14 protein-coding genes and 1 pseudogene are annotated in these 14,476 nt (G+C 70.5%); 7 read left to right on the top strand and 8 right to left on the bottom strand.

Annotated elements, in window-relative coordinates:
* Positions 1-23: 23 nt before the first annotated feature.
* Complete coding sequence (locus M2302_RS26060) at positions 24-263, bottom strand: winged helix-turn-helix domain-containing protein (protein ID WP_280840481.1); 240 nt, start codon at positions 261-263, stop codon at positions 24-26.
* Positions 264-575: 312 nt separating this feature from the next.
* Here M2302_RS26060 and M2302_RS26055 point away from each other — a divergent pair, with 312 nt between their 5' ends.
* The 3 genes and pseudogenes from M2302_RS26055 (at position 576) to M2302_RS26045 (ending at position 2,159) form a co-directional block, all read left to right on the top strand.
* The gene (locus tag M2302_RS26055; RefSeq protein WP_280840480.1) at positions 576-869 is read left to right on the top strand and encodes a DivIVA domain-containing protein; all 294 of its coding nucleotides are present in this window, start codon (positions 576-578) and stop codon (positions 867-869) included.
* Positions 863-1,078: pseudogene (locus M2302_RS26050) on the top strand (hypothetical protein); the annotation flags it as partial. The gene M2302_RS26055 and the pseudogene M2302_RS26050, both read left to right, overlap by 7 nt.
* Before the next feature lie 61 nt (positions 1,079-1,139).
* On the top strand, positions 1,140-2,159 hold the full coding sequence (locus tag M2302_RS26045; protein ID WP_280840479.1) for an ADP-ribosylglycohydrolase family protein: 1,020 nt from the start codon (positions 1,140-1,142) through the stop codon (positions 2,157-2,159).
* Here the strand turns inward: M2302_RS26045 and M2302_RS26040 are convergent.
* Positions 2,144-3,055 carry a hypothetical protein gene (locus tag M2302_RS26040; RefSeq protein WP_280840478.1) on the bottom strand — a complete coding sequence of 304 codons (912 nt, stop codon included), beginning with the start codon at positions 3,053-3,055 and terminating at the stop codon, positions 2,144-2,146. The genes M2302_RS26045 and M2302_RS26040 overlap by 16 nt on opposite strands.
* Entirely contained in the window at positions 3,052-3,936 is an 885-nt protein-coding gene (locus tag M2302_RS26035) for a hypothetical protein (protein WP_280840477.1), read from the bottom strand. Before M2302_RS26035 ends, M2302_RS26040 begins: the two co-directional genes overlap by 4 nt.
* Positions 3,937-3,996: 60 nt before the next feature.
* On the opposite strand from M2302_RS26035, the gene M2302_RS26030 reads away from it, so the two are divergent.
* From M2302_RS26030 to M2302_RS26020, 3 genes are all read left to right on the top strand, one after another.
* Positions 3,997-4,536 (top strand): hypothetical protein, encoded by a 540-nt coding sequence (locus M2302_RS26030; protein WP_280840476.1) that lies wholly within the window; start codon positions 3,997-3,999, stop codon positions 4,534-4,536.
* A gap of 113 nt (positions 4,537-4,649) precedes the next feature.
* Entirely contained in the window at positions 4,650-4,859 is a 210-nt protein-coding gene (locus tag M2302_RS26025) for a type II toxin-antitoxin system VapB family antitoxin (protein ID WP_280840475.1), read from the top strand.
* Positions 4,856-5,275 carry a PIN domain nuclease gene (locus tag M2302_RS26020; protein WP_280840474.1) on the top strand — a complete coding sequence of 140 codons (420 nt, stop codon included), beginning with the start codon at positions 4,856-4,858 and terminating at the stop codon, positions 5,273-5,275. Before M2302_RS26025 ends, M2302_RS26020 begins: the two co-directional genes overlap by 4 nt.
* Positions 5,276-5,298: 23 nt before the next feature.
* Here the strand turns inward: M2302_RS26020 and M2302_RS26015 are convergent, their stop codons facing one another.
* The 5 genes from M2302_RS26015 to M2302_RS25995 form a co-directional block, all read right to left on the bottom strand.
* Entirely contained in the window at positions 5,299-6,846 is a 1,548-nt protein-coding gene (locus M2302_RS26015; protein WP_280840473.1) for a hypothetical protein, read from the bottom strand.
* Between the two features lie 155 nt (positions 6,847-7,001).
* On the bottom strand, positions 7,002-7,571 hold the full coding sequence (locus tag M2302_RS26010; RefSeq protein ID WP_280840472.1) for a peroxidase: 570 nt from the start codon (positions 7,569-7,571) through the stop codon (positions 7,002-7,004).
* Positions 7,572-8,080: 509 nt separating this feature from the next.
* On the bottom strand, positions 8,081-12,505 hold the full coding sequence (gene pglW, locus M2302_RS26005) for a BREX system serine/threonine kinase PglW (RefSeq protein WP_280840471.1): 4,425 nt from the start codon (positions 12,503-12,505) through the stop codon (positions 8,081-8,083).
* A gap of 400 nt (positions 12,506-12,905) precedes the next feature.
* The gene (locus M2302_RS26000; RefSeq protein WP_280840470.1) at positions 12,906-13,604 is read right to left on the bottom strand and encodes a hypothetical protein; all 699 of its coding nucleotides are present in this window, start codon (positions 13,602-13,604) and stop codon (positions 12,906-12,908) included.
* Positions 13,601-13,846, bottom strand: a complete 246-nt coding sequence (locus M2302_RS25995; RefSeq protein ID WP_280840469.1) for a hypothetical protein — start codon at positions 13,844-13,846, stop codon at positions 13,601-13,603. Before M2302_RS25995 ends, M2302_RS26000 begins: the two co-directional genes overlap by 4 nt.
* Before the next feature lie 133 nt (positions 13,847-13,979).
* On the opposite strand from M2302_RS25995, the gene M2302_RS25990 reads away from it, so the two are divergent.
* The gene (locus M2302_RS25990; protein WP_280840468.1) at positions 13,980-14,141 is read left to right on the top strand and encodes a hypothetical protein; all 162 of its coding nucleotides are present in this window, start codon (positions 13,980-13,982) and stop codon (positions 14,139-14,141) included.
* Positions 14,142-14,476: the final 335 nt, after the last annotated feature.

The following is a 14,476-nucleotide window of genomic DNA, read 5'->3' as shown; positions in this document are numbered from 1 at the left end:
TGTTCTGGCCGACGGGTCGCTACCTACGGCTCCCGCATCCAGGTCTTCGGGTCGGTGACGAAGACGCCCTTGCCCTGCTGCCGCCGGATCACCCGCAGCGCCTCCAGCCGGGCATATGACATCTGCACGGTTCCGTGGCTGACCCCGTACTTTTCGCGCAGCTCGCTGATCGAGGGCAGCCTGTCCCCCGGCTTGAGCTTCTTGGACCTGACGTCGGCGATCACATCGTCGGCGATTCGCCAGTAATCCGGCACTTCTCGCATGGCACTCCTCGCGTGGCAATCCGATTCGATCACACCGCGACGCGCCCAACAAGCAGCGTTGACTCTTCTGACTGTTCTAGATATGTTGCCTCTGAGCCGCTCCTCGCGTGGCAACGAGATCGGCTCATCCCCCTGGTCGGGGCGGGTGCGCGTGCCCGTCCCGACCCACCGGACTGCTCCGCTGTCGTACCGCTGATCAGAGCTGCGGCAGCGGAGCGGGCGGGCCGCCCGCGGCCGGCGTGCGGACGGCCCGCCCTTCCAGACCCACCGCAAGGACCTTCCCCGCTCCCGCCTGTACAGGAGAGGACCGACGTGGCCCAGGTGTATCGAGGTGGCCAGCTCTACGGGACCGGCCGCCCGGCCCGGTTGACCCCACACGAGGTGCGGACCCGCACCTTCGACCCGCGCCGCCGTGGCGTCGACCCCGATCAGGTACGCGAGTTCCAGGCCCTGGTCGCCGACGAGCTGACCGACCTGCACCAGCAGGTACGCCTGCTCGGCCAGGAGAACGACCGGATCAAGCGGGCGCTGCGCGACTGGCAGACAATGCACGCCCGGGAGTGCCGGCCGCCGCAGGAGTACCACACCAACGAGGGCCGCTGGTAGCCGTGCGCCCCTCCCCCGGCGACCTACTGATCATCGACGGCCGGGCCTCGGTGCAGTTCGCCGGTGACCGTGCCCTGACGATCCGCGTCGTGTCAGTCTGCGACCGGCCGACGTATGCCGGCTGGGTCTGGCTAACCGGCTACGTCATCAACCGGCGCGGCCAGGCGACCGCCAAGCGAGAGGTCTACGTCCAGCTCGCCGGCCTCCGCCCCGCCACCAGCACCTCGGCCCCGAAACGCTCCAGTGCTACCCGCCCCTATGATTCGCGAAATGACCAAGGTGACGGCAGCGCAGCTCGCAACCGCTCGGGGCTGCGTGCTCGGGCTGATGCTCGGTGACGCGATCGGCGCGACCGGCGGCAACGTGCCGGCCAGCGGGACGCTGCGGGCCACCAGCGCCGGCCAGCTCGCCTGCTTCACCATCGAGGGCATCATCCGCGCTGATGTGCGCGGCTCCCACAAAGGGATCTGCTATCCACCCAGCGTCGTCTGGCGCTCGTACCATCGCTGGGCCACGATCCAGGGCATCTCCGGGCTGGAGGCGATGCCGGACAAGAATTGGCCGACCGGTTGGTTGTCCACGGTGCCGGCGCTGGCGGAGCGACGCGGTTCAGCGCCGGCGGCGGTGGCGGCGTTGCAGCGGAAGACGATGGGCACCATCGCCAAGCCCGGCGGCACGAGCACCGGGGCGCACGCCCTCACGCGGACTCTGCCGGTCGGCCTGTACCCCTCCTGCAACCCGGTGGAGGTCGCCGCGCTCACGCACTCGGGTGAGGCGCTGGGCGCGGCTTGGCTGGGTGCCACGGTGGTTCGCCTCCTCGCGGCAGGAGATCGCCTCCACGACGCCCTGGAGAGCGCGCGGCTGCACGCTGCCAACTGGCGCGAGGTGGCGGAGCGGTCACTGGCGCCGGCCGTGGCCGCGGCCAGGTCTCGCCCGGGCACGCTCCCGGAACTCACCCGCCTCGCACCCGACGCGAGGGCGGTTTCCGCGCTGGCCGGTGGGGTCTACACGGCCACATCGTTTCCTGGGCGGGAGACGGTCCGCGAGGCACTTTTGTTCGCCGCCTCGGCCGGCGACGGCGGCCACACCGCAACGGTTGCCGGCGCTTTACTGGGAACGGCACACGGAGCCGACGCGCTACCAGTCGACTGGCTTTCCCGGCTGGAACTGGCGTGGCCGACCGACACCCTGGCCCGGGACCTCGTGACCCAGATGGCGGACAGCCCGTCCGGTGGCGAGTACGTCGAAGCGACCGACCCGCACTGGTGGAGCCGCTACCCCGGCGGCTGACGATTCGGGACCGCCGGCCTCCGTTGCTGCTGCACATTGGCGTTGCCGGCTGGGGCGGGTCGGCCCGCCATCAGCCGGTGTGCGGCCCAGAGCGCCGGGACGACCGTCTCGTAGAGGTACGGAACGCCGGTCAACCGTCCCCAGCGGTGAATCCCTCGGGCGGAGGGGTGGGTGAACGCCGCGACGAGCGTGTCGACGCCCGCCAGTCGCGCGTGTTCCAGGTGCGGGGCAAGCTGGCGGCGATTGGTCATCAGCGCGGTAAGTGTCTTGTAGACCTCGACCCCCTGCACGATGCACAGGGTCGGTTGGAGAATCTTGATCGTCGCGGCCATGTGCGGGAGACAGTTGCGGCTCATCGTCGGATTGCTCAGCGACTTCATCGTCTCCCCGACTGTGGCGGAGCAGAGTCGCATGTTCGCCATGGCGTAGGCGTCAAAGAGGTGCACCGGCGCTACGCCGTCCAGGTGAAGCAGTTCGCCCGCTCGATCGGACCCCGGCTCACGGCCCACCGCCAGCCTGAGGGCGCTGGCGACACCCTGCATATGCGGATTGCGGCTGTTGAACGGCAGCCTGGCGGATTCCATCACCTCGGCATGCCGCTGTTCGAGGGTCACGCTCTCCCGCAGTCGCGCCGTGTCCATGGCGATGACCAGAATCCGGATCGGTACCCCGTCGAGCGTCAAGTCATAGTGGCGGCCGACGTGCGAAAGCTGCCCGGCAGCGAACTCCACCTCCGGGCGGCGCGCCCCACGTCCGTCGAACAGTACGGCCCGTTGACAACTGCCCAACCTTTGGCAGACGCAGTCGCCGGATGGTCCGAGAACCTGCTCGGCCATGTACCGGCGCAGCTTGTCGACCCGCCCGGCTGTGGCGAACGCGTCGCTGGCGACGCTCATGCCGACGGCTCCTCGGCCGAGCTGACGAGGAGTCCGGGTTCGACAGAATCGCCGGCCCTGGGTCGAGGCGCCGGTGACTCGCTGCCATCAGCTCCCACTCCGGTGAGCGCTTCTCGTAGGAGCGCAGTCTCCTTCGCGCTCGGCGGTCCGGCCGCGCCGGCGTGCCACTCGACGACGAGCCGCTGGCCCGAGGGCAGCGAGTACGCCCGCACCGCCCGGCTTGGCACCGCTGATCCATAGTCCGTACCGCCAGATCCCAGGCTGCCCTTCTGCGGCAGCCCGAGCGCTTGGGCAAGGTCGTTCCAGGGCCGGCCGAAGGCGAACACGTCCTGCACCGGCAGCTCGGCGATCGGCTGCCAGATGAACTCGTCGATGACCTCGGGTGGCGGCCTCAGCGGAGCGGTGATGGCCTTCGAGTGCCATGGGTAGCACTCGAAGATCAGCAGGTCAGGGTGATCGGCGCTTGGGTCCTGCAGCCACCGACGGGTGAACTGGAGGCGCGCCTGGTAGTACCGGTTGCGCCCCATCTGGTGGGGCAGGGTCCACGGCGGCCGGTTGTACGGGCAGGTGGTGCTCCACCTGCTGTACGACCCAGCCTCCCGAATCTCGTCGGCAAAGATGCCCTCCCGCGATTGGAAGCGCTGCCGGTACTCGCCCGGGTTCAGCCCGAGCACCACCATCCGGGGCGTCTGTTCCAGCCCGAGCAGGTCGCCATGGTAGGGCTCGGGGAATCCGTCCCGGGTGACCTGTCCGGGGCCGACGCCTGCAAGCGAGCCGAACCACTCCGGCAGTGGTGGCGGTAGTGGATCTTCGCCCTTGAGCCAGGACTCGATGTGGGCGTCCCAGAAGGCCGCAACCCGATGCCGTGCAGAGGTCGTCATGACGAAAAGTTATCGATGCCTCACTGGTCAAGCCAGTGCGCAACGCAGAGAATCAACCCCGTGACCGAGAAGTTGCACCGGTTGGCGGCATTGCTGCAGGCTCGCGACGACCTGGACGCCAGGATCGCGGCGCTCACCGGGCGATCAGCCCGGCCGGGCGACATCGGCGAGTTCATCGCCGCGCAGGTGTTCGACATCGAGCTGGCGAGTACGGCGATCCAGGCCGGCTACGACGGCACCTTCCGATCCGATCCGCTCGCCGGCCGGACTGTCAACGTCAAGACCTACGGCGACGCGTTCACCGGCATCGACATCAGCCCGCATCCCTGCGACTTCTACCTGGTGTTCAGCGGTCCGCCCCGCCCACTCGGCACCGTACGGCACCACCAGTGGCAGATATCCGCGGCGTATCTCTTCGACTCTCGCCGCCTACTTGAAACGTTGACCACTCGGGGCGTCAAGATCGGCATCGCGACGAGCATCCGCCGAGCGGACCTTGATGCAGCTCGGATCTTTCCCGGCACCAACGGAACACCTCCGCTGCGTCTGACGCCCGAGCAGACGGCCCTGCTGTCTCTGTTCGGCGCACCCGTCATGTGATCCCTGGCGGTCGGGCCACTCACAGCTCGGCACGCCCACGAGAGGTGATATCAAGTGAGGCTGTTCTTGAGATCATCGGAGCCGACTCGCTGCCGCCAGAGAGGTCCCTGACCATGTCACGAACGATCCTGGACGTCGACGACGACCTGCTCGCGGCAGCGTCGAAGATTCTCGGTACCACGACGAAGAAGGCGACGGTCAACGCTGCCCTTGAGGCCGTGGTCAACCGAGAGAAGCGCCGCGAGTTCGCCGACTGGCTCAAGACCGGCGGGCTTCCCGACCTGACCGGCGGAACGGGCGCGGCCAAGCCGGACGCGGCGTGAGCCGGGCGCTTTACCTTCTCGACAAGTCGGCGCTCGCCCGGTGGCCCAAGCCCACGGTGGCCCCTGTGCTCGACGAGTTGTCCGAGAGAGGGCTGCTGGCGGTGTGCGGAGCGGTGGAGATCGAAGTGATCCACAGTGCCCGCACCGCGAAGGACGCGCAGCGCGCGCGTTGGCTGCTCGGCGGCTTCCACTGGCTGGCCATGCCCGACGAGATCTGGGACCGGGCGATCGACATCCAGGTCCAGGCGCTCCACAAGGGCAACCACCACACCCTGTCGATGGCGGACCTGCTGATCGCCGCCACTGCCGAACGCCACGGCGCCACCGTGCTGCACTACGACGGTGACTTCGACATGATCACGGCGATCACCGGGCAGCCGACGGCTTGGTTGGTGCCTTCCGGCACGGCTGGCTGATCGCACGCAGGTGGGTCCCCGGACTACCGGACCTGCTGCAGGGCCGCGGTCACCGCCTTCGCGTCGAAACGGGCCGGGTCGAAGCCGGTCGGATCGTCCAGGTCCAGCCAGTCCAGCCGGTCCTGGTGCTCGGGATGGGTGGGGTCGCCGAGGATCTCCACCAGGTCGGCGTACCCCCATACGCCGCCGCAGTCCTCCGGCGGCGCCGCACGCCGTCCGCCGACACAGCGCGGGTACGCCCCGGACTCCTCCCGGTCGAGGGCCTTCTCCACGAGGATGTCGTGCTCCCAGTTGTCGCCGAAGTCGTACGTGTAACGCAGCTTGTCCCCGACGGCGGGGGCGACCTGCTCCAGGGTCACCCGCGATGCGGCGCGGTGGCCGAGTTCTGGGTCGGGTCGGCCGAAGCTGCCGAACCGGGTCTCGAAGACGTGCAGGTGGCTGTCGTTCCAGTCGAAGGCGACCTGGATCAGCTCGTGCAGCCGGGTGAGGCTGACGTCGCCGGGCACCTCGAGACGCCGCCAGATCGGCGGGCGGGCGGCCCGCAGGCTCACCTTGATCTGGTAGATCGGCGCCGGGCCGTCGGACTTCTTGCGCTTCGCCGGCAGGCTGGCGGGGCGACGCTGGGCCGGTACGGCACCACCGCGCCCCGTCGGGTTCAAGAGGTCGAGCAGCGTGGAGATCGAAGCGACATCCAGTTCGCCATCGTGGCCGTGATTCCGGGAGCGGCGGCGGGTCGCGGGGAGCGTCCGTATCCAACTACGAAGCACCAGGGCCAGAGCGGCATAGTCGGGGCCGTCCTCCTCGAGGACTTCGTCCAGCAGCTCAGGGTCGAACCGGTCGTGCTCGGCACGGGCGTCCAGCGCGTCCTCCACGGCTCGGCGCAAGTCCGCCGGCCGCAGCTTCTCCTCGGTGACGTCGACGCCCCCGGCGTGCAGGTCGGCCAGGAGCGCATCGCGGGCCTCATCCCACCGGTCCGCCTCGATCAACAGGATCTGACCGGCGGCACCACAGTCGCAGTCGTCCAGGCTGACGACGACGACGTTCGACCGGCCGGCCCGCTGGAACCTCCCAGCCAGCAGGAACGCCGACCCCGACGGATCGACGAAGCGGAAGCAGTCCTCGACCGTGATCGGGGCGTCCAGTTCGGCGAGCCAGGGTGGTGCGGTGACGCCGGCACTGGTGAGCCGGCGGGCGGCCTCCGTGGCAGCCCGACTGACCTCACCGTCGGTGACCGAAGCGATCCCCGCCAACATCGCCCGCGCCGCCGGGGTGGACTGCGCCTCGAACGTCGGCACGAACAGGCCCAGCAACGCCCGGTCGAAGTCGTCGCCGATAACCGCCCCGACCGCCAGCAACATCGAGGCGGCGATCTCCACCTCCAGCGGGTCCTGCATGGCGTCGATGTCGACCGACTGCGAAAGCAGGTCATCGATCTGCCCCGGCGCTGGCTGCGCCCCGGCACAGTACGGGCAGTCGCACTCCTCCGGTGCGCCCACCACGACGAGCGGCGCACCGCCGCGTACTGATCGCTTCTTCGCGTTGCGGCGTCGGCCACGGCTCACTGGACTCACGGGCACAGTCTGCCGCACCCGACCGGGCTGATCGCAAACCGCGACACGCCGGAAACGAGAACGCACCGCGTCGAAGCCACTCGGGCGGCGACGAGGGCAAGGGTGCCAGGCGTCCTTTGCGCTGGGACAGCAGCGTCGCTGAGCTTCTCCTGGGTCTAGCCGCCGAAGCTCAGCGCCTGCCGCAGGTTCACGTCGAGGCTTTCGTTGTACTGCGGATCGGGCTCAGCCCCGGCAGCACTGAGGACGGTGCTGAAAAAGCATCTGGCACCAACGGCGAGGATCACGCGGAAGATTTCGGTGTCATCGAGACCGTGACTGCGCAGGCCCGCGATGTCGGCCTCGATGACCGAGTTCGCATCGACCGCGACCTTTCCGGCGAAGTTGACGACTGCGACCTCCTGCGCGGAGAGGCCGGCGCTGCCGTGGTCTGACGCGATGGCGGCGACGGTCGGCGCGTCGAAGAACTTGTCTCGCAGGACCTTCCCGTGTGCCAGTCCGCAGTAGGAGGACTTCAGGGCCCGGGCTGCGGCGAGGGTCGCCAACTCGTAGCGGCGCAGCTCCATCTCGGCCTTCACCGCACCGTTGAGTTGCTGCCAGGCCAGGTACACGGCCGGGCTGTGGGCGAACAACCTGGTGTAGTTGGGCAGGTAGCCCATCGCCTTCGTGTCCGCATCGAACATCCGCTCAGTGTCCGGCGACTGCTCGGCCTGCTGCAGATGACTCATCCGGCTCCTCCCTACGCTGGACCGCGAACGGTACGCCGCTGGGACCGCGGACGCTGTCGGGAAAGTGGCGCGCACCCGGGGCCCGACGAGATCTGGGGACCGGGTGGCGGTGATCGGAACGGTCAACCCCAGAAGATCGCCGTGGGGTCCCGATCGAGCTCGGCGAGAAGGTTCGCCATGTTGCTTGTTGGCGGGGTCAGGTCGTACCGATGGAACCGGAGGTTGCGGTCCCGGTAGTACAGCGTCCAGGTCCCGGTGTTCTTGGTGTACCGGAGGCGCGCGACGGGAAGCCGCGTCCACTCGGACCCCATATCGGCTCGCCACGGGGCCCGACACTCGACGATCGTCAGGTGGCGGGCCGCCTCCTCACACTCAATCCGCACCTGGTCACGAACCCGCTCCGGGACACGCTGGTGGCACCACCGACGCGCCTGAGCCACATCCGCTTCCGGTAGCCCTTGAGCTGCCGCCATTTCGACCTCCCGCCACATCCAGTCGAGCAGCGCGCGTCAGGAGGCGGCCACTGCGCCGCGGTGGGCGTTGACGACCCAGGCGTCCGGCAGACCGATCCACTCGTTGTCACCGACTCGCACCACCGCACCGTCCAGCTTCGGCAGCAGCGCCGGATCCTCCATCGGGCAGAGCAGCCACACGCCGCCCGCCCCGCTCCGCGCCGCATCCGCCAGCTCGTAGAGCCGCTCCATCGCCCGGTACCGGGCCAGCACCGCCGCGTCGTGCAGCAGCACCGGCCCCGCCTCGGCCGACAGCTCGGCGCGCAGCTCCGGCGCGGCCAACTGCCACGCCCGCTCGACGTACTCCCCCAGCTTGATCGCGCCCCGGGAGCCGGGCGGCGCGATGTCCGCCCCGACCACCGTCTCCCAGGTCGGCTTGGGGTGGGCGTCGACCAGGGCGTGCAGGTGGTCGAGGAAGCGGGCCGCGACGTTGACCGGCCGGGCGTCGAAGCGCCGGGCCAGCTCCTCCCGCGCCAGGCCGTACCGGGACAGCCGTACCGTCAGCGCCCGGAAACCGCCCGCGGATCTCGCGCCGGTCAGCCGCTCCTCGGCCCGCATCGCCGCCGCCAGCTCCGGCGACTCGGCCGTCCACCGGCTGGGCGCGACGGTCACCGAGGGGCGCCGCTGCATGATCGACATGGAGGACGAGGCGTTGCGCGGCGGCAACGGGACGTACCGGTCGCGGTCCCAGCGCAGCTCGAAGCCGGCCTCGGCGAGCAGCCGGTCCAGCTTCGGGTGCGGAGGCAGCGGGTCCAGCTCCGGGAAGCGCGTCCGGACCCGCTGGGTCACCTGCTCCGGCGTCAGCCCGCGGCCCCCCTCCGAGTTGGCCGGAGGCACCACGCCGGCCTGGGCCAGCCGCAGTGCGCGCACCGGATCGAGGTCGCGCGGGTAGAGCTCCAGCCGCGCGGTCGCGGCGGCGCGCTCCGAGGCCGCCGCGGCGAGCAGCACGCGTCGCCGCTCGTCGATGACGTCGGCCGCGCCGCCGGGCGCGGTGACCGCCGCGAGGGTACGCAGCACCGTCGCCGGACTGGGCAGCACTTCGCTGGCGGCGAGCTTGTCGGCGGCCTTGCCCAGCGCGTCGGCGTAGTCGAGCAGCGCCGGCGCGGCCGGGGTGTCCGGCGCGTCGTCCTCGCCCGCTTCCAGGGCCACCAGCAGCCGGTCACCGCGCGGGTGTGGCTTGCCGTTGATGTCGGCGCGGGCATGCCGGCGCAGCAGCAGGCGCGGCTCGTCGGCGAGCGCGTCGACCTCCACGGCGGCCCGCACCGCGGCGACCGCCACCGCGAGCCGCAGCGCATCCCCGGTACGCACCGAGCCGCGGCTGCTCAGCAGGGCCGCGGCCAGCTCGGCGACGCCCATCACCCGGCCGCCGTCGCGCAGCAGCTCGATGATCTGGGTACGCACGCTGCCAACCACCGGGATGTCGTTCCAGCGTTTGCGCTGCTTGCCGAGGATCTGCGCGATCCGGGCGGGAGTGACACCGAGCGGCTTGGCCACCTGCGGGTGCTGCGGCCACAGTGGCAGGTCCGGCAGGACTCCGGTGGCGTCGGGCAGGTGCAGCGCCAGCCGGGTGGCCTCGACGTCGTTGGGGTTACGGCTGGCCGGGACGAGCAGCGTGGCGATCGCGTCCAGTCCGACGCGTACCAGATCGGGGTCGCCGTCCCCGGCGGCGGCCTCGGATGCCACCTCCTCCGTCGCGGCCTTGCGGGCGGCGGGCGTGGTGGGGATGGTCTCCCGCTCCCCCAGCCGGCCGCGCCACTCCTTCACCCGACGCTGCAGCTCCTGGCGGGTCTTGGCGCCCAGGCCGGGCAGGTGGGCGAGCTTGTTGGCGACGGTGAGCAGCTCGCCGACGGTGGTGGCGTCGAGGCGGTGGGCGGCGGAGACCGCGCGCGGGGTGAGCCCGGCCGCCTCCAGGGCCGTGGCCCGGGTCACCTTGCTGGCGGCCTCGTCGCGGGCCGCCTCGGCGGCCTTCTCGTCCGGCTCGTCGGCCTCGATCTCGGGGTGGTCGGTGCCGACCGGGGCGCTCGCATCGGAGCGGCGGAACACCTGCTGCCAGGCGTCACGCATGTCCTTGAGTGAGGCGAACCGCTGGCGGTGGTCGCGGTGCAGCGCGCGCTGGAGGAAATCCACCAGGCCGTCGCGGATCGCCGGGTCGAACGCCTCGACGGCCAGCACCGGCGGTCCCTCGGTCAGCTGCGGCTCGGTGCCACCGTCACCCCAGACGGGTAGCTCCCCGGAGGCCATCTCGTGCAGGGTGACCCCGAGGGCGTACCACTCGGCGTGCTTGTCGTAGCCGGGCCGGTTGGCGGTACCGAGGAACGGGTCGAGGTAGCGGGGGGTGCCGGCGGTGATCTCCTTGACCGAGACGCCGGCCAGAGAGAAGTCGAAGAGCACCAGTTGCTTGGTGCGGTTGGGGCGCACCCGGATGGCGATGTTGTCCGGCTTGATGTCCCGGTGGTAGACGCCCTCGCCCTCCAGGTAGTCGAGGGCGCCGAACAGGTAGTCGCTGTAGGTCTCCAGCTCGTCGACGGTGAGCCGGCCGTCGTCGCGCAGCTTGCGGGCCAGGGTGCGGTCCCCGGCATGCTCGAGCACGACGACCGTGCGGGTGCCGATCTGCAGCGGCTCCGGCCGGGCCAGCCGGATCACCCGCGAGTCGGTGAGCGGCCCGAGCACCCTCGCCTCGTGCGCCAGGCGGGCGCCCTTCTCGTCGGAGAGCCCGACCTTGAGCACCTCCTCCCGCCGGGTGCGCTCGTTGAAGCCGAGGAACGCCCGGCAGGTCGAGCCGGTGCCGAGGCTCCGAACGATCTTCCACTCGCCGACCCGGTCGCCGCCGCGCGCCTCGAGGGGGTCGACCTGCTCGGGCTCCGGCTCCTCCGGGTGCACCGACTGCACCGGCGGCGCGGTCAGCTCCTCCTCGACCACCTGGAGCATCTCGACGAACTCGGCCACGGTGGTGAGGCGCTGGGTCGGCACCGGCGCGGTGGCCGCCTGGATCAGCTCGTCGGCGAACTCGGTGATGCCATCGGCGATCGCGGAGGCCCGCAGCCCGTTGTCCCGAGCCAGCCGGGTGAGCAGTTCCGCACGCTTCGCCGCCGGCGGCTGGCCGGTCAGGATCAGGTAGCTCAACGCGCCGAGGCCGAAGACGTCCATCGCGACCGCGTCCGGCTTCGGCGCGGTCAGCTCCGGCGCGAGGTACGCCTCGGCCGAACGTTCGATGTGCGAGGCCGCGTGCGTGGACAGCGTGACCGGGTCGCCGCTGCTGCCCCCGCCGCTCCCGTCGACACCGCGGGTCGCCGCCTGCCAGTCGCTGATCTGCAGCTGCGGAGTCAGCCACGCCTCGTCCTCGCTGCCACCCCGCCGCTGGCGTCCCGGGTTGACCAAAACGCTGCGCGCCGACAGGGCGCGATGGTGCAACCGCCGGCGGTGCGCGTACGCGACCGTCTCAGCGAGCTGGCGGATCATCGCCAGTCGGCTCAACGCGTCGAGGCGGTCGCCGTACTGGGCCATGTAGTGGTCGAGGCGGATCGAGCGGGGGTCGTACCGGAAGATCAGCGCCGGCCCGGCCTCGTGCGACTCCATCGAGTCGACCTGGACGATGCCGGGGTGGTTGATGCCGTGCAGCACCTGCATCTCGCGCTTGGCGGCGCGTTCGATGCTGGCCCGCTCGGCCTGCACCGCGTTGCGCTCGACCAGGTAGATCCGGACCCGGCGGCGCTCCCGCTCGAGGTCGCGGTGCCGGGCCTGGTGGTCCTGCCAGGTCGGGCCGACATCGAACGGACGGGGCTCCAGCTCCCACGCGCCGATCTGGTAGTGCCGCCGGCTGCGGGCGATGCCGACCTCTTCCAGCAGGTCCGGCAGCGCCGCCGACATCTCCTTGGTGACCCGCTGCTGCTCGTCCTGCGGCGGGCGCTGCAGGAACGAGCTGATGGTCGGCAACTGGCCCGGCTGGTGGCCGGGCGCCGGCTCGGGTCCGTAGATGCCGTGCAGGTGGTGATCGGAGAGCCCGATGTGCAGCCCCGGCTTCGACAGGAAGACCGCCGCCTGCACGAACGGGATCTTGACCTTCGCCCCCTTCCGGCGTCCGGCGGCGACCTGGAGCAGCGACTTGAGCTTCTTCGCCTTCGCGTCGGCCAGGTGCAGGGGGTTTTCGAAGACCCGGGTCTTGTTCGGCCCGTTCAGGATCCAGTTGGAGCCGCTGGAGATCAGCCGGCCGGTCAAGCTCTTGATCTCGATCAGGTAGAGCCCGCCCGGGCCGGCGACCAGCAGGTCAACCTCGTAGGGATGACCGGTCTGCGCGGTGAAGGTGAAGTTCGACCAGGCTCGGTAGGGCTCGGTGTCCGGCAGCAGCGCCTGGACGTGCGCCAGCGCCTCCCGCTCGTGCGCAAACTGCGACGGCGTGATCGTGGTCCACCGGCCCTCCTGCATGGCAGAGATCCTAGAGCCAGCTCACGACGTCACTGGACCCCGTGTCAGGTGATCTAGAGTCTCGCCTGCCAGTACGGAGATGCGGTGGGGGTGGTTCGGTGGGAGCTCAGGTCGCTCGTTTCCACGTACAGACCGGACCCGAGCCGCTCTTCGTCCGCGTCCGTCAGGTGTTCACCGACCCGCGTCAGCTGCGGCTGCACGGATCGCACCTGCGGGAGCGGACCGCCGGCCGGGACGCCCCAATCGACGACCTGAAGAGATTCGAATCCGATGCGTGGGAGCTCATGCTCGTCGAGGCCCGCACCGACACGGGCAGGTTCGTGTCGACCACGTGGCGACGGAGTTATCCCGACGCGGACTGGTGGGTGGTAGTCGGCTTCGGGGACACCGTACGGACCCTCTACCGGGCCTCTCCCGGCAAGAGCGGTCGAGGTGACGGCATCGTCATCGGCGGTCCGCTCTGGGATCTCGCGAACGAAGTGAACGCGAAGTTGATCACCGACGGCTGAGACGCTGTCGGGGACAGCGTTGTGCGGCGGCTGGTTTGATTGCGAACCATGTCGCTCCTCGTGAAGTCCGGATGCGGGCGGAATGGCAGCCCCGATTCATCGACGAAACGGAGGAATCTCGGGTTGTGGTCGTAGCACTGAGGGGTGCAGCGACCGGGCAAGGAGTTCTGCGTGTTGTAGTGCGGAAGTTTCTGCTCGCAGGGCAGGTCGCCGTAACTCGCGACCTCAGCCCTGGGCGGCCCGGTCCGGCTGCGCCTGCCGAGCCGCAGGAACGGCCCCAACCCCAACCCCCTCAGTGGCCAGGAAAGCCCCCCCGCGTTGAGCAGCGCCTCCTCGGCGTGCGCCATGCAGCCCCACACCGCGTCGCCCCAGGAGTCGGCCAGCTTGACCTCGGCCGGCTCACCGCACGTCTCGCCCTGCGCCCCGCCGACCTGGCACCGCGCCGGCGCCCCGCCCCGACGGCCGACCGCCTCGGCCGCCTCCCGGACCAGCGAGAACCGGGCCTCGGCGCCCGGCTGCGCGACCCGGGCCTGCGCCGGCACCGCCCGCCGCTGCCCGAACAGCACCGCGTTGCCGTCCGGGTCGATCACCCGGCACTCACCGCCGGGGGCGTGCTCGGGGTAGCCGGCGCGCTGCACGCGTACCCGGCGGCGGTCAGGCGGTCGACCACCGGCTCCAGCTCGTCGATGTACAGGTAGATCAGCAGCGGCAGCTCGACGGTGACCAGGCGCGGCGTCACCGCGGCCAGCAGCAGGGTCAGCTCGCCGCACTGCAGGTACGACCAGCGTGATTCCCCGTCGCCGCCGGTGCGGACCTGGGTGTAGCCGAACACCTCGTAGAAGCGTCGCGTCGGCGTCCGCGACGTACAGCACCGGCACCTGCGGCTGCACTCCACTCTGCACCGCGCCACCCTAACCACAGCGAGCCGGGAATCACGTGTTCGAGATCGGCTTTCTCGTACCCCCATGGCGGCGCCCGCCTACATGCGCCATGCCCCCTCACCCGCGCGTAGCTTTCGGACCACCGACTGGACGCCGCCGCGCGGGCTGGACTGCTCCTGCCCTGAGCACCACGAGAACCTGGCCGAGCTGGTGCTGCCACCACCGAACCCGGCGATCCGGCGATGACCGTGCCGGGACCTCGTCGCCGCGAACGCCCTGGGCGTCCTGCCCGGCGAGCCGCAGGACCGCTGGCTGGAGGTCCACGACGAGTCCGGACAGCGGCCCGTCGCGGCTCGGCCCCTTCCACTGATGGCTCTGGCTCGGTAACGAGATCCGGTCGTGCTACGACGACGACTCCGAGCGGTCGCTGGATCAGGCGCTGCTCGACCGTCCGCGCGTCGAGCGGTCGAGTGGATGGAACGCGAGGAGTTCCTGGTCGGGACTCCCACGCTCTGTGCGAGCGGGCTGCTGGCTGCCATGGCCCTGCCCTGGCCGACCTCACGGTCAGGGCCGCCGGCCGG

Origin of the sequence: Micromonospora sp. A200 (assembly GCF_029893845.1) — a bacterium.
Classification (GTDB): domain Bacteria; phylum Actinomycetota; class Actinomycetes; order Mycobacteriales; family Micromonosporaceae; genus Micromonospora; species Micromonospora purpureochromogenes.
Note: the sequence above shows the minus strand (reverse complement) of the source record. Positions and strands in the feature narration are given on the sequence as shown.

What these genes read in the sequence shown, in the direction of transcription:
- M2302_RS25990 (WP_280840468.1), top strand. Translation starts at nt 13,980, where the DNA reads ATGGCGGCGCCCGCCTACATGCGCCATGCCCCCTCACCCGCGCGTAGC.
- M2302_RS26035 (WP_280840477.1), bottom strand. Translation starts at nt 3,936, where the DNA reads ATGACGACCTCTGCACGGCATCGGGTTGCGGCCTTCTGGGACGCCCAC.
- M2302_RS26025 (WP_280840475.1), top strand. Translation starts at nt 4,650, where the DNA reads ATGTCACGAACGATCCTGGACGTCGACGACGACCTGCTCGCGGCAGCG.
- pglW (WP_280840471.1), bottom strand. Translation starts at nt 12,505, where the DNA reads ATGCAGGAGGGCCGGTGGACCACGATCACGCCGTCGCAGTTTGCGCAC.
- M2302_RS26060 (WP_280840481.1), bottom strand. Translation starts at nt 263, where the DNA reads ATGCGAGAAGTGCCGGATTACTGGCGAATCGCCGACGATGTGATCGCC.
- M2302_RS26010 (WP_280840472.1), bottom strand. Translation starts at nt 7,571, where the DNA reads ATGAGTCATCTGCAGCAGGCCGAGCAGTCGCCGGACACTGAGCGGATG.
- M2302_RS26045 (WP_280840479.1), top strand. Translation starts at nt 1,140, where the DNA reads ATGACCAAGGTGACGGCAGCGCAGCTCGCAACCGCTCGGGGCTGCGTG.
- M2302_RS26040 (WP_280840478.1), bottom strand. Translation starts at nt 3,055, where the DNA reads ATGAGCGTCGCCAGCGACGCGTTCGCCACAGCCGGGCGGGTCGACAAG.